The organism is Salinicola sp. CPA57 (assembly GCF_003206035.1).
GTDB lineage: Bacteria > Pseudomonadota > Gammaproteobacteria > Pseudomonadales > Halomonadaceae > Salinicola > Salinicola socius.
On record NZ_PZJR01000001.1, the window covers coordinates 355,864 to 375,452 of the forward strand.

Below are 19,589 nucleotides of genomic sequence, written 5' to 3' on the forward strand. Positions count from 1 at the left end.
ATGTTTTGGCTCCCACTAACGCATGAACCTTCCACTCAGGGACGAATGGCATGTCACCGATGTTTCGCTATGGCTGGATCGCTGCACTCGGGTTGCTGACAGCATCAGCGGCACAGGCCGCGCAACCGCAACTAAAAGGCGCGATCGGCGGAGGTGCGGCCTACTGGCCCAAATATCTGGGTAGTGACGATTACCACACTACGCCGTGGCCCACGTTCAACCTCACTTACGGTGATGCCTTCTTCGCCAGCCTGGAAGATGGTGTCGGCTGGAACGTGATTCGCCAGGACAAATGGCGCGTCGCGCCGTTCATCGGCTACGCCCTGGGCCGTGAAAACGAGGATGACATCAAGGATCTCGACGACGTCGACGGCGGCGCCACCGCCGGCCTGCGCGTCAATTACAATGACGCCAACTGGCGCTATAGCGCTTCCGCGCAAACGCCCTTCACCGGTGACCTGGACGGCTATCGGATTCGCTTCAAGGCGGACTATGTGACCAAGGTTGGAGAGCGAGCCGCATTCACGATCGGCCCTCGCTTCACCTATACCAGCGCCGACTGGGCGGACGATCTTTTTGGCGTGTCGAAGCGGGAAAGTGCCCGCTCCGGCATCGATGCCTACGACGCCAACGACGGTTATTTCTCCGCCGGACTGGCGACTACCTATAGCTACTATGTGACGCGGCAGTGGTCGGTCACCGGGTTGCTGGGTGTGACGCAGTTGACAGGCGACGCAGCCGACAGCCCAATCGTCGACGATATCGGCGATTCCACCCAGTTCCGCGGCGGGCTATTCATCAACTACCACTTCTAAATCGTAGAGACATAAAATCGCCCGCCCCGGTGTCAGCCGGAGCGGGCGCTGTCGTTTTCCAGCGTAAAAAGCCTAACGGCGTTTGAGTTCGGCCCCGAACTCGAGCATGCGATCGAGCGGCACGAGGGCTCGCGCGGCGATGGCGGCATCGACGTGGATTTCCTGACCGCAGCCGTTGGCGTCTTCCAGCACCGCCAGCGTGTTCTCGAGCCCGTTCATCGCCATCCACGGACAGTTGGCGCAACTGCGACACGTCGCACCGTTGCCCGCCGTGGGCGCGGCCATGAAGGTCTTGCCGGGCATCAGTTGCTGCATCTTGTAGAAGATGCCGCGGTCGGTGGCGACGATGAAACTGGGGTTGTCGAGCTTCTGCGCGGCGACAATCAATTGTGAGGTGGAACCTACTACGTCGGCGATTTCCACCACCGACGCCGGTGATTCCGGATGCACGAGCACCGCGGCCTCCGGATGCAGCGCCTTGAGATCGAGAATGCCCTGCGCCTTGAACTCGTCGTGGACGATGCACTCGCCGTCCCAGCAGAGTACGTCGGCACCGGTGCGCTCGCGGACGTAGTTGCCCAGATGGCGGTCCGGCGCCCACAGGATCTTTTCGCCCTGCCGGTCGAGATGGTCGATCAGCTCGACCGCGATGGAAGACGTCACGACCCAGTCGGCGCGCGCCTTCACCGCCGCAGACGTATTGGCGTAGACCACCACGGTGCGATCCGGCTGCTGGTCGCAGAAGTCGGAGAAGGCATCGGCCGGACAGCCGATATCCAGCGAGCAGGTCGCTTCCAGCGTCGGCATCAGCACCCGTTTTTCCGGGCTCAGGATCTTGGCGGTCTCGCCCATGAAACGCACGCCGGCGACGATCAGCGTCGTCGCCGGGTGATCCTTGCCGAAGCGCGCCATTTCGAGTGAATCCGCCACGCAGCCGCCGGTGGCTTCCGCCAGCGCCTGGATCTCGGGATCGGTGTAGTAGTGCGCCACCAGCACCGCGTCGCGAGCCTTCAACTGCGCCGCGATACGCGCCCGATAGTGCGCTTGGGCGCTCTCGTCCAGCGCAGGCGGCGTGTTACCCGCCAAGTGCTCGCGAACCCGTTCGCGCCCCAGTTCCGCCATCGATCCGTCTCCGTCAGTCCTGCAGCCACTCGGTGTGGAACGTCCCTTCCCGATCGACACGCTTGTAGGTGTGGGCGCCGAAGAAGTCGCGCTGGGCCTGGATCAGGTTGGCTGGCAGTTTCTCGCTGCGATAGCTGTCGTAGTAGGCGATCGCGGAGGAGAACGTGGGTACCGGGATGCCGTTCTGGACCGCATGAGAGATCACGTCCCGAAGCGCCGATTGATAGTTGCCGGCGATCTCGCCGAAGTACGGCGCCATCAGCAGGTTCTTGAGCTCGGGGTTCTCCTGGTAGGCGTCGGTGATCTTCTGCAGGAAGCGGGCGCGGATGATGCAGCCGGCGCGGAACAGCTTGGCGACCTCGCCGTAGTCGAGATTCCAGTCGTACTGCTCGGACGCCGCGCGCATCTGGGCGAAGCCCTGGGCGTAGGAGGCGATCTTGCTGAAGAACAGCGCCTTGCGCACCTTCTCGATGAACTCGGCCTTGTCGCCCTGGAGCGGCGTCTCCGCCGGCCCTTTCAGCACCTTGGCGGCTTCGACACGCTCGTCCTTCAGCGCCGAGATGAAGCGCGCGAAGACCGACTCGGTGATCAGCGGCAGCGGCACGCCGAGATCCAGCGCGCTCTTGCTGGTCCACTTGCCGGTGCCCTTCTGGCCCGCGGAGTCGAGGATGATGTCGACCACGTCCTGGTCGCTCTGGTCATCCTTCTTGGTGAAGATCCTGGCGGTGATATCGATCAGGTAGCTGTCGAGTTCGCCTTCGTTCCAGTCGCTGAAGATATCGGCTAGCTCGGCGTTCGACAGCCCCAGCGAGCCCTTGAGGATCGCGTAGGCTTCACTGATCAGCTGCATGTCGCCGTATTCGATGCCGTTGTGGACCATCTTGACGTAGTGGCCGGCGCCATCCGGGCCGACATAGGCCACGCAGGGCTCGCCGTCGTCGGCGCGCGCCGCGATCTTCTCGAGGATCGGCGCCACCATGTCGTAGGCTTCCTTCTGACCGCCCGGCATGATCGACGGGCCTTTCAGCGCGCCCTCCTCGCCACCGGAGACACCGGTGCCGATGAAGTTGAAGCCCGCTTCCGAGAGCTCCTTGTTGCGCCGGATGGTGTCCTCGAACGGGGTGTTGCCGCCGTCGATGAGGATATCGCCCTGGTCCAGATGCGGCGTCAGCGACGCGATCGTCTTGTCGGTGGCATCGCCCGCCTTGACCATCAGCAGGATGCGGCGCGGCGTTTCCAGCGACGCGACGAACTCCTCGACGCTGTAGAACGGCACCAGCTTGCTGTCGGGATTTTCCTGCATCACTTCATCGGTCTTCTCCCGCGAGCGGTTGAAGATCGACACCGTGTAGTCGCGGCTCTCGATGTTGAGCGCCAGATTGCGTCCCATGACGGCCATGCCGACGACACCGATTTGCTGTTTGGCCATTACCTTGTGCTCCTTGCGAAAATAAAGCCGTCACGCGGCGATAAACGATACGTCAATGTAAGTCGAATCCGTACAGGTCGAACCAGTGTAAGGCAGCCGGGCGCAGGTTTCAGTGCGCTTCGTCCCAGTTCGCCCCACTGTTGGCCTCCACGATCAGCGGCACGTTGAGCTGGGCGGCGTTCTGCATCCGCCCACTGATGGCGCCGAGGAAGTCCTGCGTCTGGCTCTCCTTGACCTCGAACACCAGTTCATCGTGAACCTGCATCACCATCCAGGCGTCGAACGCCGCCTGCCCCTGGGCCGGGTTGAGCCAATGATGCACGTCGATCATCGCCAGCTTGATGATATCCGCGGCGGTGCCCTGCATCGGCGCGTTGATCGCGGTGCGCTCGGCGGCCTGACGCCGGGCGTGGTTCTGGGCCTTGATCTCCGGCAGATAGAGGCGCCGACCGAACACGGTCTCGACGAAGCCGTCTTCGCCGGCCTGGGCGCGGATGTTGTCCATGAACCTGGCGACGCCCGGATAACGGTCGAAGTAGCGATCGATATAGACCTTGGCCTGCTTGGCCTCGATATGCAGCTGCCTGGAGAGACCCCAGGCGCTCATGCCGTAGATCAGGCCGAAGTTGATCGCCTTGGCGCTGCGGCGCTGATCGGTGGTGACCTTGTCCAGCGCGACGCCGAAGACCTCGGCGGCGGTAGCGACGTGAATGTCGCGATCGTTGGCGAAGGCGTCCAGCAGTCCCTTGTCGTCGGAAAGATGCGCCATGATTCGCAGCTCGATCTGCGAGTAGTCCGCCGCGACGATCCGGTAGCCGTCGCGGGCCACGAACGCCTGACGGATCTTGCGGCCCTCTTCCGTTCGGATCGGGATGTTCTGCAGGTTCGGGTCGGACGACGACAGCCGCCCGGTCGCCGTCACCGCCTGGTGGTAGCTGGTGTGCAGCCGGCCGGTCATCGGATTGACCAGCCGCGGCAATTTGTCGGTATAGGTCGACTTGAGCTTGGTCATGCCGCGATGCGACATGATCAGCTTGGGCAGCGGGAAGTCCAGCGCCAGCTCCTCGAGCACCGCTTCCGCCGTGCTCGGCGCCCCCTTGGGGGTCTTCTTGATCACCGGGATCTTCTGCTCCTCGAACAGAATCTCCGCCAGCTGCTTGGGCGAACCGAGGTTGAACTCCTTGCCGGCGAGCTCGAACGCCTCACGCTCCAGCTCGCGAATGCGTCCTTCGAGCTCCTGGCTCTGGGTGTGCAGGCGCGTGGCGTCCAGCGCCACGCCATTGCGCTCGATATGCGAGAGCACCGGAATCAGCGGCCGCTCGAGGGTATCGAGCACCTCGGCCAGACGTCCGGCTTCCTCCACCTTGGGCCGCAACGCCTGGTGCAGGCGCAGGGTGATATCGACGTCCTCGCAGGCGTAGGGCACGGCTTCTTCGAGCGCGATCTGGTTGAAGGTCAGCTGCTTGACGCCCTTGCCGGCGATATCCACGAAGCTGATGGTCTTCTCGCCGAGATACTTGAGCGCCAGCGAATCCATGTCATGCCGGGTGGCGGTAGAGTTCAGCACGTAGGATTCGAGCATGGTGTCGTTCAACGCGCCGGCGACCCGAATCTGATAGCGCGCCAGCACCGAGATATCGTACTTGAGATTCTGGCCGATCTTGGCGATCGCCGGATCTTCCAGCAGCGGCTTGAGCGCCGCCAGTACCGCCGTTCGGTCGAGCTGCGCCGGCGCGTCGAGATAGTCGTGGCCGACCGGGATGTAGGCCGCCTCGCCGGGTACCAGCGACAGGCCGATACCGACGATATCGGCTTCCATGTAGTTGAGACTGGTGGTCTCGAGATCGAAACAGAACGCGTCGCTGGCTGTCAGCCGTTCGAGCCAGGCGTCGAATTCCGCCTGGGTCAGCAGCGTCTGGTCGTGACGTGCCGGCTTGGCCAGCGTCACGTCTTCGTCGATTTCCGATGTGCCGGCGTTCTCGGCCCCCACATCATCAACGCCTTCGTCCCGGCCCTCTAGCAGTTCGGTCAGCCAGTTCTTGAACTCGAGCCGCTGATAGAGCGACTTCAGTACCTCGCGATCGGGTTCGGCCAGATGCAGGTCGTCGAGCCCCACCGGCAGCTCGCAGTCGGTCTTGATCGTCGCCAGCTGGTAGGAAAGGAAGGCCTGCTCGCGGTTCTCCTCCAGCTTTTTCGGCATCGTCTTGGCGCCACGAAAACTCAACGTCGTGACTTTTTCCAGGTCGGCATAGATCGCATCCAGCCCCCCACCGATGCCCTGCAGCAGCCCCAGCGCCGTCTTGCCACCGACGCCGGGGACGCCGGGAATGTTGTCGACCTTGTCACCCATCAGCGCCAGATAATCGATGATCAACGAGGGCGGAATGCCGAACTTGGCCTCGACGCCGGCAACGTCGAGCGTCTCGCCCTTCATGGTGTTGACCAGGGTGATGTGCTGATTGACCAGCTGGGCCATGTCCTTGTCGCCGGTGGAGATCACCGCGTCGCGGCCGGATTCGGTGGCCAGTCGTGCCAGCGTGCCGATCACGTCATCCGCCTCGACGCCTTCGATGCACAAAAGCGGCAGGCCGAGCGCGCGGACGCAGTCGTGCAGCGGCTCGACCTGCGGGCGAAGGTCGTCCGGCATCGGCGGGCGGTGGGCCTTGTACTCGGCGTAGATCTCGTCGCGGAAGGTCTTGCCCTTGGCGTCGAACACCACCGCCATGGGGCTCTGCGGGTACTGCTTGATCAGGCTCTTGAGCATCGAGAGCACCCCGCGCACAGCGCCGGTCGGCTGCCCGTCGGAGGTGGAGAGCGGCGGCAGCGCGTGAAAGGCGCGATAGAGATAGGACGATCCGTCGACGAGGACGATGGGGGCATCTGCCATGAGCTGCGTGATCCGTGGCTGGCTTTCGATGCCCACATGATACGCAAGCCACGGCTCGGCGTCAGGGCATCGGTCGATGCGTCGGTCGGGCATCGGGCCATCAACCGGATCATGCGTCCGGCCGGGGGAACGCGATACAATGGGACGATTCAGGTTCCGGTCAGATCCCGGTGGATCCCCAACCCACAGCGAGCGAAGGAGTCTGCGATGAGAATGTGGTCGCGAATGAACTCGTGGTCGCCAATGACCTCATGGCCACGAATGAAGCTGTGGCTGCCCGCCCTGCTGACGGCGCTGCTGGTCGGCGGCGTCTCGTTGCCTGCCCTGGCCCAGTCCGCGGTGCAGCCCAGCATTACCTCCCACCACGACGGTCAGCGCACGATCGACGAGTACCGCGTCAACGGCAAGCTCTATGCGATTCGTATCGTCCCCGGCGGTGGCAACGACAAGGGCGCCATCTATTTTCTCTACGACGACAATGGCGACGGCGACTTCAAGCGCGTCGACGCGCCCAGCGTGCCGGTCCCCGACTGGGTTCAGAACGATTGACGACGAGCGCGGGGCGCCTGGACATCGAACGCGGCGTCTGCCCGGTAGCCAATAGCCGGTGGGAGCGCGCTCCGCTAGCCGCTACAATGCGCGCTGCTTTTTCATCCTGCGGTTTTTCATCAGCGGTTTTTTATCACTAATGTCCGCCCCAGACTCCGAGATCCCATGGCCGTATTCACCCCGTTGAGCGACGATCAGGTCGCCGAGTTTCTCGAACGCTACACCGTCGGCCGCCTGCAGACGCTCAAGGGCGTGCCGCAGGGCACCGAGAACAGCACCTTTTTCGTCACCACCGACCAGAACGACTGGGTACTGACGCTGTTCGAACAGGGGGGATTCGAGGATCTGCCATTCTTCGTCGAACTGCTGGATTACCTGGCCGAGCGACAGCTGCCGGTGCCGGGTCCGGTTCACGATCGCGACGGCGTCGCGCTGCAGCGCCTGGCCGGCCGCCCCGCCCTGCTGTTTCCGCGCATGCCGGGCAGCCACCCCAGCGCCCCGAACCTGGTTCAGTGTGCCGCACTCGGCGATACCCTGGGTCGGATGCATCAGGCCTCGCAGCACTTCACCGGCGAACGTGCCAATCCGCGGGATCTCGACTGGCTCACGCGGCGTCATCGCGAAGTGCTGCCGTTTCTGTCGGACGACGACCAAGCGCTGATGAGCCGCGAGATTGCCGGCCATGCCCAGGCGTTCGCCGATATCGCGTTGCCGCAGGGTGCGATCCACGGCGACCTGTTCCGGGATAACACGCTCTATGACGGCGACCGGCTCGGCGGCATCATCGACTTCTACAATGGCTGCACCGGCGATCTGCTGTTCGATCTGGCGATCGTGATCAACGACTGGACCAGCGATGCCGACGGCGACATCGACGAGGCGCGCTACGCCGCCATCCTCGGCGCCTATCTCGCGCATCGCCCGCTGACCGAGCAGGAACGAAAGCTGTGGCCGAACATGCTGCGGCTGACGGCGCTGCGCTACTGGCTGTCGCGGCTGCTGGTGATCCATGTCGATCCACCGGCCCACGACATCACGCCCCACGACCCGGCGCGCTTTCGCATGTTGCTGGGCAGACGGCTCGACGGCCGCGTGCCGGCGCTGCCCCTCGCTGGCGAATGATCGTGGTTTTCACCTCAAAGGCTTTACCGATGGCGACTTTCGACTAGCTTTTCCCTGACATTCAGTGGTCGTAGCGTTCCCGCGCCGTCATAATGCGCGCCATTCGCGTTCCCGGCCTTTTCGTCACCATTCACGCCGGGGGCTATCTGTTTTCTGTTTTGTTGCCGGCCGACCGGAGAGCGTCATGACGAATCCTTCACCCGCTGCACGGGCTCGCCGTACCTACAATATCGATCAGTGGGGCAGCGGCTATTTCGATGTCGATGACGAGGGCCGCACGCTGGTCCGCCCGCTGGGCAGTGAAGTCCCCGGCCCGACACTGGTGCTCGACACCCTGGTCGATCGCCTGCGCGACGCCGGGCTGCGCCTGCCGGTGCTGGTGCGCTTCATCGACATTCTTCACGATCGCGTCGAACAGCTCTGCATGGCCTTCGATCACGCGATGAAGGAGGAGGATTACCAGAGCAGCTACACGGCGGTCTATCCGATCAAGGTCAACCAGCAGCGCCGCGTGGTCGAGGAGATTCTCGCCACCCAGGAGCGCGGCCGCGGTCGTGTCGGGCTGGAAGCGGGCAGCAAGCCGGAACTGATGGCGGTTCTCGCCCTTTCCGGCGACGAAGGCTCGTCGCTGATCGTCTGCAACGGCTACAAGGATCGCGAGTACATTCGTCTCGCATTGATGGGCGAGAAGCTGGGCCACAAGGTCTATCTGGTGGTCGAGAAGTACTCGGAGCTGAGCCTGATTCTGGAAGAGGCCGAAAACCTCAAGGTCAAACCGCGCATCGGTCTGCGTGCGCGGCTCTCTTCCGTGGGCAAGGGCAAGTGGCAGGATACCGGCGGCGAAAAGTCCAAGTTCGGCCTCACCGCCAGCCAGCTGCTGGCGATCACCGAACGCCTGCGCAAGGCAGACGCGCTGGATTGCCTGCAGCTGGTGCACTTCCACCTCGGCTCGCAGATCGCCAATATTCGCGATATCCAGCGGGGGCTGCGCGAATGCGCCCGCTTCTATCACAGCCTGCGCGAACTCGGCGCGCCGATCGATACGGTGGATGTCGGCGGTGGCCTCGGCGTGGATTACGAAGGCACCCGCTCGCAAAGCTTCTGCTCGATCAACTATTCGATGCAGGAGTACGCCACCAACGTGGTGTGGGCCTTCCGCCAGATCTGCGAGACCCACAACCTGCCGCACCCACAGTTGATCTCGGAATCCGGCCGCGCGCTGACCGCGCATCACGCGGTGCTGGTCACCAACGTGATCGGCGAGGAGCGCCTGGGCCATATCGAGCCGGAGCGTCGGGTCGAGGGCGATGCCCACGTCGCCGAGCTGTGGCGCGTCTACGACCGGCTCGAAGGCATGCGCGAACCGCGCGATCTGGTCGAGGCCTACCACGATGTGGTCCAGGCGGTCGGCGAACTGCAGGATCGTTTCGTGCTGGGGCTGGCCAACATGCATGCCCGCGCCGAGGGCGAGTCGGTCTATTTCGCCGCCTGCCAGCGCCTGCACAAGCGTCTCGACAACCGTAATCGCGCGCATCGGGAAATCGCCGACGAACTGGCCGAAAAGCTCGCCGACAAGCTGTTCGCCAACTTCTCGCTGTTCCAGTCGCTGCCGGACGTCTGGGGGATCGATCAGGTCTTCCCGGTGCTGCCGCTGACCGGCCTGGATCGCGAACCGACCCGGCGTGGCGTGATTCAGGACATCACCTGCGATTCCGACGGCCGGATCGATCTCTACGTCGACGGCCAGGGGCTCGAGAGCACGCTGCCGCTGCCGGAGTGGGACGACGACGACGACAAGCTCATCGGGCTGTTTCTGGTCGGCGCGTATCAGGAGATTCTCGGCGACCTGCACAACCTGTTCGGCGACACCGACTCGGTCGACGTGGCCCTCGACGAGAACGGCGAATGGCGCCTTTCTCACGTCCAGCAGGGTGATGCCGTCGCCGATGTGCTCGGCTACGTCAACTTCGATGCCGAAGCGCTCAAGCAGAAACTTACCGAGCAACTGATCGCCAGCTCCCTGTCCGTCGAGGAGCGCGAGCTGTTCGTGAACGAACTGTCGGAGGGCCTCAGCGGCTATACCTACCTGGAGTGATGGGCCGCGACATCATCGGCTTGCCCCGAAACGAAAAAACCGCGACATCGTCGCGGTTTTTTTGCTCTTCGCCGAACCTAGCGCGTGCGCATACCGACATCCAGCCCCAGCGATAGCGACAGCCCCAGCACGGCGTCGCGTGGCAGCTGGCCGACGCCAGCCGGCGTGCCGGTCAGGATCACGTCGCCCGGCTCGAGCGTGAAGGTGCGGGTCATCTCCTCGAGCAGCGCCGGAATGGCGAAGAGCATATCGCTGGTCTGGCCGCTCTGCTGGCGCTTGCCATTGATATCGAGATGGAAGGTGACCGCGTTCCAGTCGACATCGCCCTCCACCGGTACGAAGCGCGAGATCGGGCAGGCACCGTCGAAGGCCTTGGCCCGTTCCCACGGATGCCCTTTCTCCTTGAGCTGGGATTGCACGTCGCGCAGCGTCAGATCCAGCGCCAGCCCCGCCCCGATCACGCCGCTCATCGCCTCGTCTGCGCTCACTTCGCTCATGCGCTCGCCGATCAGCAGTGCCAGTTCCGTCTCGAAATGAACCTCACCATGCGCGAACTGGCGCTCGATCGGGTCTTCCAGCTCGACGGCGCTGGTCGATGGCTTGATGAACAGGATAGGCGACTGAGGAACCGGGTTGTTGAGCTCCTTGGCGTGTTCGGCGTAGTTGCGCCCCACGCAGAGGATCTTGCCCAGCGGCAGACCGGTCTCGAGACCGTCGATGAATCGGGTGGTGAAAGGCATGTCGAACTCCAGAGCAATGGCGATGACCGTTGAGAATCTCTAAATGGAAACCCAGCTTCCAAGACAATCGAACCGCTTGACGCAAAAAAGCCGCCGCTGGCGGCAACTCATCGAGTCTACCTCCAACGGCGGCTTGTGGCATCTGCCCGGCCAGCCGGGAGTCACTGACGTTCAATGACTCTCGGCACCACCGCCAGGCGCCAGCTCAGTGCGTGTCCAGCTGCGGTGTCCACACCTCGTCCGGCTGATGCGCCAGGAACGACGGACGCTGCTTTCTGGCGCCGAAAGGCTGCACGCAGGCATTGTCGCGACGGTTGTAGACGAAGAACGCATTGCTGCGCGGGTCCGGCGACATGTTGGCATTGGAACCATGCAGCGCGTTGCAATCGAACAGCAACAGCCCGCCGGCGGCGCCGGTCGGCGCTTCGATGCCGCGTTGCTTGATCAACTCGCGCAGCGCATCGTTGCTCGGCACGCCGAGCTCCTGCTGCTTCAGCGACTGCTTGTGGTTGTCGTCCGGCGTCTCGCCCAGGCAGTGCACGAACACCTTGTGCGAACCGGGAATCAGCATCAGCGGGCCGTTGAAATGATGGTTATCCGTCAACACGATGGAGGCGCTGACGGCATGCATCTCCGGCATGCCGTCTTCGGCGTGCCAGGTCTCGAAGTCCGAGTGCCAGTTGAAGCCCTTGCCGTGAAAGCCGGGCTTGTAGTTGATGCGCGACTGGTGCACGTAGACGTCGCCGCCGACGATCTGTCGCGCACGGCCCATCAGGCGCTCGTCTTTCGCCAGTTCATCGTAGCGCCGGGACAGATGGTGGATCGCGAACAGCGAGCGGATCTCGTGGCTCTGCGGCTCGGTGATCGAGAAGTCGCGATCACGGAAGTCGTCCCGGTCGAGCATGATCGCGAGCTCTTTCCGCAACTCGTCGAGTTCGGACTCGCCCAGAAAATTGGGCTCGAAAAGGAAACCGTCGCGTTCGAAACGGTTCAACTGAGCGTCGCTCAACGGGCCATCGAGATGGCGGCCCTTGACGACCTCCTCTTGACGCGGCTGCCAGAGCGCTTCCTGCGGCTGGCGTAAACGTGTCGGATAGCGATCCTGCTTCGTCCACGTGGCGTCTCGAGTTTTGGGGGATGCGGTCTGTACTGACATCCAATCACCTCCAAGTTTGTGATCAGGGTTCAGATCCAGTCCTACGTGCGATGCACTAACGGGATAGTGCTTTGCGATAGTGCGTCGCACTAAACTTGCTTAGGAAAGGGTCAAAGGATCCTCAGTTATCTTCCAAAGGGATACTCATCCTAGAAAAGCGTTCGGGAATTTCAATACTCCGACAGTCTGAATCGCCGGCGCCTTTCCAGAGGGTGTTCACGGTGACAGTCACCGATCACGGCCACGATAACGTAAATCAATTAATGCCGAATTGTCGTCAGACCCAATCTCATGCCGACCCGATCCCGAATGGCGGCTTTCATCATCGCGTCATACGGCGACGCCACACTACGGCCTCCAGGCGGCGGCCATGCGCTTCTCCCGCCCTCGCCGTTTCTTCCTCAACCTTCAGGGGATGCGCCATGATTCGCGTCACGCTCGATCTCACCTGTTCGATCTGCGATCACGACCAGTTCTTTCTCCCGGTGCGCGCCGAGGAGATACAGCAGATTCGCTGCGCCAACTGCACCGCGTTCAAGTGCTATTCGGCCGATCTGGAAAACACCATGATCGCCCTGAATCGGGATAGAAACAGCAGGGATAGCAGTAGTCGAGATAGCAACAGCCGGGATGAAAGGCACCCTTCCAGAAAGGAACGGTTGCGGCAGGATCGCGCCAACGCCGCCTGAGCGTCGGCGCTGCAAAAGCATCAGTGGCGCAAAGTGTCAGCGTCGGGCAACTCGCGTGCCCCTCAATGTTTCGATAACGACGTCTCTTCATTACCGCGCGCTTTATCCGCTTGCCCGGCAACGTTTCGCCTGCCAGCGCGAGCATTCGGCAACTTGCGTGCCGTGGGCTCCCAGTCGTGATAAGGCCGCATCGGCTTGACCACCTCGTCCCGATAGAACGAGACGAAGGGCGCGGCGATCAGAGGCGGGTCGGCCTTGGGCACATCCCCGAAGTGGCAGCGGAAATTGGCGCAGTTCATCGGCGCTTGCGCGTCCGCCCCACTGCCCCAGGCAACGCTTCCCATCAGGCTTGCGCTCATCACGCAGACAACGGTCATGCAGTATCCGAGGGTTTTCATGGCATCCCCGCCTTGTCGATCCGCCAGTGTCGACCCGCCGCTCGAACGGAAATCGTGACGAAAACCCCGAGTGTAGAGAGAGCCACGCCCCGCCGCCGCCTGAAAGGTGTCATACCGGGAATGCGAGAAGCGTGAGCCCCCGTGAAGAGAGCGGGTTTACCACCAGTGCAGCGGGTAGCGCCGATGCCGCGCCAGATTGTTGATCAGCACCGCGATCAGCAGCATCAGCACACAGCCGGTCGCCACCGGAAAGAACGCGTAGGACCAGCCCAGCGTGTGCAGCTCCTGAGAGCCGATCACCGCGATCAACGCCGTCGCGCCGCCCGGCGGATGGAGCGTATGGGTCATCTGCATGAGCAGGATGGAGGTGGAGACCGCCACCGCCGCCGCGATCCAGCTATCGCCCAGCAGTTTCCACACCAGCACACCGCACAGCGCCGACAGCACATTGCCGAACAGCACGTTGCGCGGCTGGGCCAGCGGGCTTTCCGGCGCCGCGTAGAGCAGCACCGAGGTCGCGCCGAAGGAGCCGACCATCAACAATGCGTGCGCCTGGAGCGACTGCGAGCTCAGCCAACCCACGCCGGCCATACCCAGAAACGCCCCCAGCCAGGACCAGATCGCATCGCGCCAGTCCGGTGCCGGTCGGCTCGGTGGCGAGCCCTTCATCTTGCCGAGATATCGTTTGACCATCGTGGTGCCAAAGCCGGTAAAAAGGAGCGCTATCTTGCCACCGGGTGACGATCTCACCAAATGGCGTTTGGCGATGGATTTAGCGTGCGACGCTGCAGCCTGATTCTCGCTGCTACGGTTTATCGCCCTACTGGCAGTCCGAGGGATATGGCATTCCATTTGGCATCGAAGAGTACGAGCAGACGGCAGAGGTGATCGATAAGCTCAAGGGCAAGGCGATCATCAGCCTCAACGACCACCCCGACATCCGGCGGATGTTCGCCGGGTACCATATCGAGAGCACCGACATCCGCTACACATCGCATTGGGTCTAAATGCTTGAAAGCCGAGGTGCCAAGTAGAGCGCAAGCAAGGTCAAGGAGAGCAGGCTGGCAGGAGGCCAAATCCGATACCAACACTTTGTTGACGAAATAGAGGCCAGACACGAAAAAACCGCTGAAAGCGGTATTGGGGATGTACGTAAGTGATTAACAACGAGGGAAAACCTGGTGCCGGTAAGTGGACTCGAACCACCGACCTACGCATTACGAATGCGTTGCTCTGCCAGCTGAGCTATACCGGCCAGGCGGCGCCTATGATAATCATCAACGCCATGACGGACAACTGGAAACCTCATCCGCAAATCGTCGTGAAACAGACGGTTGGCGTTGAGGCTTTGGGTGTCACCCGCAGTCAATCCAAGGGGGTTGCGTCGGGGCCGGGCGCGGGGGCGATTCCGCCGTCACCTTGCGCTGCGCCGTTATCCAGCGACAGGCCGCCGCCCAATGCCTGGACGAGCTGAACCGAGCGGTCGAGGCGCTGGGTGTCGAGCTGGCTCAGCTTCTGCTCGGCGGAGAGCAGTTGCTGCTCGCTGCTGAGCACGTCGAGATAATCGGCCATGCCGGCGCGGTAGCGCTCTTCGGCCAGACTGTAGGCGGAACGGGCACTCTCCAGCGCGTTCTGCTGGCTCGCCCGTTGGCGGTCGAGCGACTGCAGCGTGGTGATGTCGTCCGCGACTTCGCCCAGCGCGGAGACGATGGTCTGGTTGTATCGCGCCACCGCCAAATCGTAGTCGGCGTCGGTGCTTTCCAGATTGGCGCGCAGTTGGCCGCCGTCGAAGATCGGCAGCGAGATCGCCGGCGTGACGCTGCCGGACTTCGCCGCTTCGCTGAAGAAGTAGTCGCCCAGCACCGAGCGAAACCCGGCCATCGCCGACAGATTGATGTTGGGATAGAACCGGGCCTTGGCTGCCTCGATGCTCTTGGAAGCGGCTTCGACCCGCCAGCGCGCGGCGACGACATCCGGCCGATGGCCGATCAGCTCGGCGGGAATCACGCTGGGCAGCGCGGCGATGGCGGGAGAGAGCGCGGTGGGCCGGGGGATCGCCTCCCCGCGATCGGGCCCTTGCCCAGCAGAATCGCCAGCGAAATGCGTTCGCTGCGGATCGACTGTTCGGAGGATTCCACGGCCTGGCGCGCACTGGCGGCGGTCACTCTGGACTGCAGGCTTTGCGACTGGTTGTTCAAGCCGGCCTGAAGCAGTTCGTCGTTGATGTCGTTGATCCGCTGCGCCCGATCCAGCTGGCGCTGGGCCACGTCTCGGGTGGCGTAGGCATCGGCCAGACTGACGTAGGCTCGCGCCACGTTGACCGATAGCGTCAGCCCGGCGGCGCGAAACTCGATCTCCTGCGCTCGCGCTTCGCCGAGCGCGGCTTCCCACGCGGCACGGGTGCCACCCCAGAGATCCAGGTCATAGTCGAACGACACCAACAGCGAGCGAGACGTGGAGTAGAAGTTGCCCTGCCCTTGCGGATCCTCGACTTTCGACACCCGAGATCGCGAGATGTCGGCGGAAGCATCCAGGCTCGGCAGCCGGCTGGCTTTCGCCGAGGCGATGGCGGCGTTGGCCGAACGCAGCCGCGCCTGGGCGATTGCAATATCCGGTGAGTCGCCCAGCGCTTCCTGAATCAGGTCGTCGAGTTCGGAGTCGCCGAGCTGCTTCCACCAATCGGCCTCGGGCCACGCCGCCGGCGATACCGGCGCATGGCCGAGGATCTGCTGTGCACTCAGGCGGCTGATGGGGTCAGCGTCTGTTGCGGTTCGATACCGGCGTAGTTGGCGCAACCTGCAAGTGTGGTTACCGCGATCGTGGCGCCGCCAATCCACCGGGCGGTGCCACACATGAGTCGAATCGAGTCGGACATCCGTTTCCTGGTACTGATGCTATTGGGTAATAAAGCTGTCTGGTAATGATGCTGCCTGGGATGTGGCCCGAAGAGAGCGCAGCCAGGCGCAGCGATTTAGTTAGCATATTAACAATCAGTCCGCCCAGACAGCTATCGCATCAATACTCCCGGATTTCCGGCGTGGTCCTGGAGCCGTTCTCTGTCCCGGCTTCAGCAGACGAGTCCGCGGATGCCGTCTCGCCCGGTGGCAGTTTGGCGGCTTCCTCCTGCTCCTGGCGATAGAGCGACCAGGCAACGATGAACAGCGCCGCGATCAACGGGCCGAGTACGAAGCCGTTGATGCCCATCAGGGTCATCCCGCCGACCGTCGAGATCAGCACCACGTAGTCCGGCAGCTTGGTCTCCTTGCCGACCAGCGGCGGACGCAGGAAGTTGTCGACGAGGCCGATGACCACCACGCCGACGAAGATCAGGATCGCGCCCTTGACGTAGGCGCCGGTGATCAACAGATAGGTGGCCACCGGCACCCATACGATGGCCGAGCCGATCGCCGGCAGCAGCGAGAGGAACGCCATCATCACGCCCCACAGCAGCGCGGCTTCGATGCCCAATGCCCAGAACGCCACGCCGCCGATCGCGCCCTGCACGATGGCGATGATGACATTGCCCTTGACGGTGGAGCGCACCACGGCGGTGAACTTGTCGATCAGCTTGTAGGTGTACTCGTCGCTCAGCGGGATCGTGATACGAATATGCTGACCGAGCGAGCGGCCGTCCCGGAACATGAAGAACAGCAGATAGAGCATGATGCCGGAGCTGACCAGGAACTGAAGCGTGTTCTGGCCGATGCTCAACATGTGCGTGGCGATCAGTCGACTGCCCTGTTCGAGTGCGGATGCCAGGCGATTGCTGATATCGGACAGGCTCCCGAAGCCGGCGTCACCGAGCCAGGTCTGTGCCGATGTCGGCAGCGAACTCTGGAACTGCTGAATATAGGCGTTGAAGTCGATGTCCCCGCTGCCCACGCGCTGGTAGACGCTGGCGCCTTCCCGCACCAGGGCACCGAAGATCAGTGACATCGGAATGATGACGATGAACAGACAGGCCAGCACGCTGATGAGCGCCGCGATGTTATGTCGGCCTTCGAGGCGAGCTTCCAGTCGACGATGCATGGGCTGAAACAGGATTGCCAGAATCACGGCCCACAGCACGGCACCGTAATACGGCAACAACAACCAGACGAAGGCGATGGACACTAGCGTCAGCAATAGGATGAACGCTTTGTGCTGGCTCAGAGAACTCATGAGGATTCCGAATCGAAGGGACTTGTTCACCAAGCATAGCGGTCACAGCGTGCAAACGTTTAGTGAAGAATGCAGGTAACCGCATTCCCCAACGTATTGGTGACGAATCCGGTAAAAGTCAGCGTTAGCGAGGCTCGAAAACAAGGGCACGGGAACGATCACACGGACAGTAGGGGGACATGGACAGGAAAGCGCCAAGCCTCACGGCTGAGCGCTGGTCCTGAAACCTTTCCTTGTCCACTCGAACGAGCTTCCTGCTCTCTGCCTCCCTGCCTCCCTGCCTCCCTGCCTCCCTGCCGATGATATCGTCGCCTACCTGGCTCTTGCCGTCCCAGCATGACTGATCTCGATGACAGAACGGTGACGCCCCACCCCATCCATTCGTCGTAGTCCTCGGATTTCATTGAAGAACTGACGACACCGCGGACACGACATGGCGGAATTACAAAAGTTTTCAAAATTCGCGAGTGCTGCCGTCCCAATGGATTCAGCGGCTTAGTGAACAAAATTTAACGCAGGATAACTTAGCCTGACACGGCTTCTCGTACAAGGCTTGTACAGCACTAGCGGGGTGTGCCAGCATGAAATTGTCAGCCGGCACGGAAAGCCGGGCAGCACCGGGCAAGGACGCCCAGCATCAAGCGGCAAGGATTGCCACCATTCTGGTTGGTCGATCGACCAACTCAAGCCAGGGAGGGCTGATCATGAAAGACACTATCTCATGCACCCGCTGCGGTAACGCTCAATCGGTTTCAGTCGAAGCACTGGAGGACTGGGACGAAATCAGTTGTTCCGAATGCGGAGATTTTCTCGACACTGTGGGTCACTGGACGGACTCGCACGCTCCCAACTACTCGATGCAGATTCTCAATCAGTGCCGCAGTCTGACACTGAAAATGGCACGAGAAAATCGTCCCCTGAACGATCACTACCCCACCCTGAGGGCCACGGCATGATCCGGGTGACATTGGAACTTAGCTGTTCGGTCTGTTCGCACCAGCAGTTTTATCTGCCGGTGAACGCCAGCGAAGGCGCCAATGTCCGCTGTGCCAACTGCAGCGCCTTCAAGTGCAAGACGCTGGATCTGGAGAAAGCGCTGAGCGCAATACAGCGCTCCCGCCTCGGCCATCATCCGGCGGCCGCCTGATCGACATCGACGTCTTTCGAACCGTCGTCGTCAAAGCCACAGCTTCGAAACCGCCTGCGACAGGCGGTTTTTTGTCGTCAGCAGACTATTATAGACATCGGGCCCGCAGGGGATCGATGCAAGGGGGTCATCATGGTCGATATCGCGCAACTCCAAAGCTATATCAAGGACGAGATTCTCAACTGCCAGCAGCAGCTGACGGATTTCAAACAGGAACTGAATACCTGCAAGGAGCAGTTGCGCGTCTTGCAGAGCAACATCGAGGGGTGGATCGCGGCGCTGGAAATGGAGGGCATCGACGTTCGCTACGAAGATACTTCTCACACGCTCGAGAAATTCGACGAGACCTTCGAGCTGACCCTGCGCGAACTGACCATCTCGCTGGGTAGCTGCAAGCTGCACGTCGAACCGGAAGAACAGTACCTTCACGGCAATCGCGTACTGCTGTTTGCCTCATCGGACGAAGACGACATCAAGGAGATCATCGAGTCCGAGGGGGAGTATTACTTCACCGACCTGCAGTTCGGCCAGAAGCGTGACCTGTCCAAGTACGTGCCTCTGAATGAGGAAACCTTCTACAAGCTGCTTTACGCCTGGCTCAGAGCCTGAACCGACGCGTCTGCCGTCGGCTCGGTTGATAAAAAAAGCCCCGAACCGAGTCGGGGCCAAATGTGTTTCGCGGGAATCGAAACCGAGCGCAGCTTAGCTTAAGCGCTGCTTAATAAAACGCCGACAAGCGCGTCATTTCGCACTCAATTCGATATCAGTAGCGCTTGGATACGGCTAGCCGGGTTTTTAGTCCTGCTTGCGTGGTCTGCCCTGAGGGCCAATGGGCCGGTTCAACGCGATCTCGATTGCCCGCTCGCGCTCGATGCCACTGTCGATCAGTTTCCTGATTCTTGTCTTTAGCGTGCCGAGGGGGACGTTATTTATTATCGCCTTGGCGTTAAGGCTTCCTGCCACGGGAACATTCGTTCTTCTAGGGACGAGCAGCCGCTGCTCGTGAGACGTGATCTTCACCGAGGACTTCCTTGGAGACATGGGCTCCTGTGTTCAAACGAGAGAAAACGACACTAATGGGGAAGCCGAGACCTTGCAGGCGGACTCGGAATCAGGAAGCTAGTTCTTTTTATCGGCGCCGACCAATACTCTTATCGGCAGAATTCGATTCCCGATCATCCATTCGATTCTATCGGATCGAGACAGCATCGGTGACCTCGCCACGTTACGCGCGATTTCTCCTTTGCCGGCAGGAAAATCTCGGGGCATCCGAAAAGTG

Annotated in this window: 19 protein-coding genes and 1 tRNA gene; 9 read left to right on the top strand and 11 right to left on the bottom strand. The window is 61.9% G+C overall.

Translation table 11 applies throughout. From position 1 onward, the window contains the following. Nucleotides 1–50 precede the first annotated feature (50 nt). Nucleotides 51–815, top strand: coding sequence for a MipA/OmpV family protein (locus DOM36_RS01575; RefSeq protein WP_110640825.1), 765 nt, complete (start codon nucleotides 51–53; stop codon nucleotides 813–815). Between the two features lie 72 nt (nucleotides 816–887). Here the strand turns inward: DOM36_RS01575 and nadA are convergent, their stop codons facing one another. From nadA to polA, 3 genes are all read right to left on the bottom strand, one after another. Continuing rightward, complete coding sequence (gene nadA, locus DOM36_RS01580) at nucleotides 888–1,937, bottom strand: quinolinate synthase NadA (RefSeq protein WP_110640827.1); 1,050 nt, start codon at nucleotides 1,935–1,937, stop codon at nucleotides 888–890. A gap of 13 nt (nucleotides 1,938–1,950) precedes the next feature. Further along, on the bottom strand, nucleotides 1,951–3,366 hold the full coding sequence (gene gndA / locus DOM36_RS01585) for an NADP-dependent phosphogluconate dehydrogenase (protein WP_110640829.1): 1,416 nt from the start codon (nucleotides 3,364–3,366) through the stop codon (nucleotides 1,951–1,953). Nucleotides 3,367–3,475: 109 nt separating this feature from the next. After that, entirely contained in the window at nucleotides 3,476–6,253 is a 2,778-nt protein-coding gene (gene polA / locus DOM36_RS01590; RefSeq protein ID WP_075569303.1) for a DNA polymerase I, read from the bottom strand. 243 nt (nucleotides 6,254–6,496) lie between these two features. Between polA and DOM36_RS01595 the strand changes: the two genes are divergently transcribed. From DOM36_RS01595 to speA, 3 genes are all read left to right on the top strand, one after another. Further along, entirely contained in the window at nucleotides 6,497–6,802 is a 306-nt protein-coding gene (locus tag DOM36_RS01595; RefSeq protein ID WP_232823693.1) for a DUF2782 domain-containing protein, read from the top strand. 165 nt (nucleotides 6,803–6,967) lie between these two features. Further along, nucleotides 6,968–7,924 carry a homoserine kinase gene (locus DOM36_RS01600; protein WP_075569227.1) on the top strand — a complete coding sequence of 319 codons (957 nt, stop codon included), beginning with the start codon at nucleotides 6,968–6,970 and terminating at the stop codon, nucleotides 7,922–7,924. A 184-nt stretch (nucleotides 7,925–8,108) separates the two neighbouring features. Then, nucleotides 8,109–10,019 (top strand): biosynthetic arginine decarboxylase, encoded by a 1,911-nt coding sequence (gene speA / locus DOM36_RS01605; RefSeq protein WP_075569226.1) that lies wholly within the window; start codon nucleotides 8,109–8,111, stop codon nucleotides 10,017–10,019. Between the two features lie 77 nt (nucleotides 10,020–10,096). Here the strand turns inward: speA and DOM36_RS01610 are convergent, their stop codons facing one another. Further along, a complete protein-coding gene (locus DOM36_RS01610; RefSeq protein ID WP_110640833.1) occupies nucleotides 10,097–10,759 on the bottom strand; it encodes a fumarylacetoacetate hydrolase family protein in 663 nt (220 codons plus the stop codon). Nucleotides 10,760–10,964: 205 nt separating this feature from the next. Then, nucleotides 10,965–11,915, bottom strand: a complete 951-nt coding sequence (thpD, locus tag DOM36_RS01615; protein WP_110640835.1) for an ectoine hydroxylase — start codon at nucleotides 11,913–11,915, stop codon at nucleotides 10,965–10,967. 422 nt (nucleotides 11,916–12,337) lie between these two features. Between thpD and DOM36_RS01620 the strand changes: the two genes are divergently transcribed. Next, entirely contained in the window at nucleotides 12,338–12,604 is a 267-nt protein-coding gene (locus tag DOM36_RS01620) for a hypothetical protein (RefSeq protein WP_075569223.1), read from the top strand. A gap of 62 nt (nucleotides 12,605–12,666) precedes the next feature. On the opposite strand, the gene DOM36_RS01625 is transcribed toward DOM36_RS01620, so the two are convergent. Together DOM36_RS01625 and DOM36_RS01630 are read right to left on the bottom strand one after the other, a co-directional pair. After that, nucleotides 12,667–13,002, bottom strand: coding sequence for a hypothetical protein (locus DOM36_RS01625; RefSeq protein ID WP_110640837.1), 336 nt, complete (start codon nucleotides 13,000–13,002; stop codon nucleotides 12,667–12,669). A 156-nt stretch (nucleotides 13,003–13,158) separates the two neighbouring features. Continuing rightward, on the bottom strand, nucleotides 13,159–13,695 hold the full coding sequence (locus tag DOM36_RS01630) for an HPP family protein (RefSeq protein WP_110640839.1): 537 nt from the start codon (nucleotides 13,693–13,695) through the stop codon (nucleotides 13,159–13,161). A 191-nt stretch (nucleotides 13,696–13,886) separates the two neighbouring features. On the opposite strand from DOM36_RS01630, the gene DOM36_RS20550 reads away from it, so the two are divergent. Continuing rightward, entirely contained in the window at nucleotides 13,887–14,009 is a 123-nt protein-coding gene (locus DOM36_RS20550; RefSeq protein WP_279626529.1) for a hypothetical protein, read from the top strand. A 172-nt stretch (nucleotides 14,010–14,181) separates the two neighbouring features. Here the strand turns inward: DOM36_RS20550 and DOM36_RS01640 are convergent. The 4 genes from DOM36_RS01640 to DOM36_RS01650 form a co-directional block, all read right to left on the bottom strand. After that, a tRNA-Thr gene (locus tag DOM36_RS01640) sits at nucleotides 14,182–14,257 on the bottom strand. 110 nt (nucleotides 14,258–14,367) lie between these two features. Beyond that, nucleotides 14,368–15,057, bottom strand: a complete 690-nt coding sequence (locus DOM36_RS01645; RefSeq protein WP_232823698.1) for an efflux transporter outer membrane subunit — start codon at nucleotides 15,055–15,057, stop codon at nucleotides 14,368–14,370. Continuing rightward, nucleotides 15,006–15,797, bottom strand: coding sequence for a TolC family protein (locus tag DOM36_RS20390; RefSeq protein WP_232823694.1), 792 nt, complete (start codon nucleotides 15,795–15,797; stop codon nucleotides 15,006–15,008). The genes DOM36_RS01645 and DOM36_RS20390 overlap by 52 nt, the downstream gene beginning before the upstream one ends. 220 nt (nucleotides 15,798–16,017) lie before the next feature. Then, nucleotides 16,018–17,163, bottom strand: a complete 1,146-nt coding sequence (locus tag DOM36_RS01650; RefSeq protein WP_075569174.1) for an AI-2E family transporter — start codon at nucleotides 17,161–17,163, stop codon at nucleotides 16,018–16,020. Nucleotides 17,164–17,744: 581 nt separating this feature from the next. Here DOM36_RS01650 and DOM36_RS19930 point away from each other — a divergent pair. The 3 genes from DOM36_RS19930 to DOM36_RS01660 all read left to right on the top strand — a co-directional run bounded on the left by DOM36_RS19930 (nucleotide 17,745) and on the right by DOM36_RS01660 (nucleotide 18,919). Next, the gene (locus tag DOM36_RS19930) at nucleotides 17,745–18,119 is read left to right on the top strand and encodes a hypothetical protein (RefSeq protein WP_157958525.1); all 375 of its coding nucleotides are present in this window, start codon (nucleotides 17,745–17,747) and stop codon (nucleotides 18,117–18,119) included. 5 nt (nucleotides 18,120–18,124) lie between these two features. Then, complete coding sequence (locus DOM36_RS01655; RefSeq protein WP_144076834.1) at nucleotides 18,125–18,310, top strand: hypothetical protein; 186 nt, start codon at nucleotides 18,125–18,127, stop codon at nucleotides 18,308–18,310. A gap of 132 nt (nucleotides 18,311–18,442) precedes the next feature. Then, nucleotides 18,443–18,919: a hypothetical protein gene (locus DOM36_RS01660; protein WP_075569172.1), complete on the top strand. Its 477-nt coding sequence runs from the start codon at nucleotides 18,443–18,445 to the stop codon at nucleotides 18,917–18,919. Nucleotides 18,920–19,589: the final 670 nt, after the last annotated feature.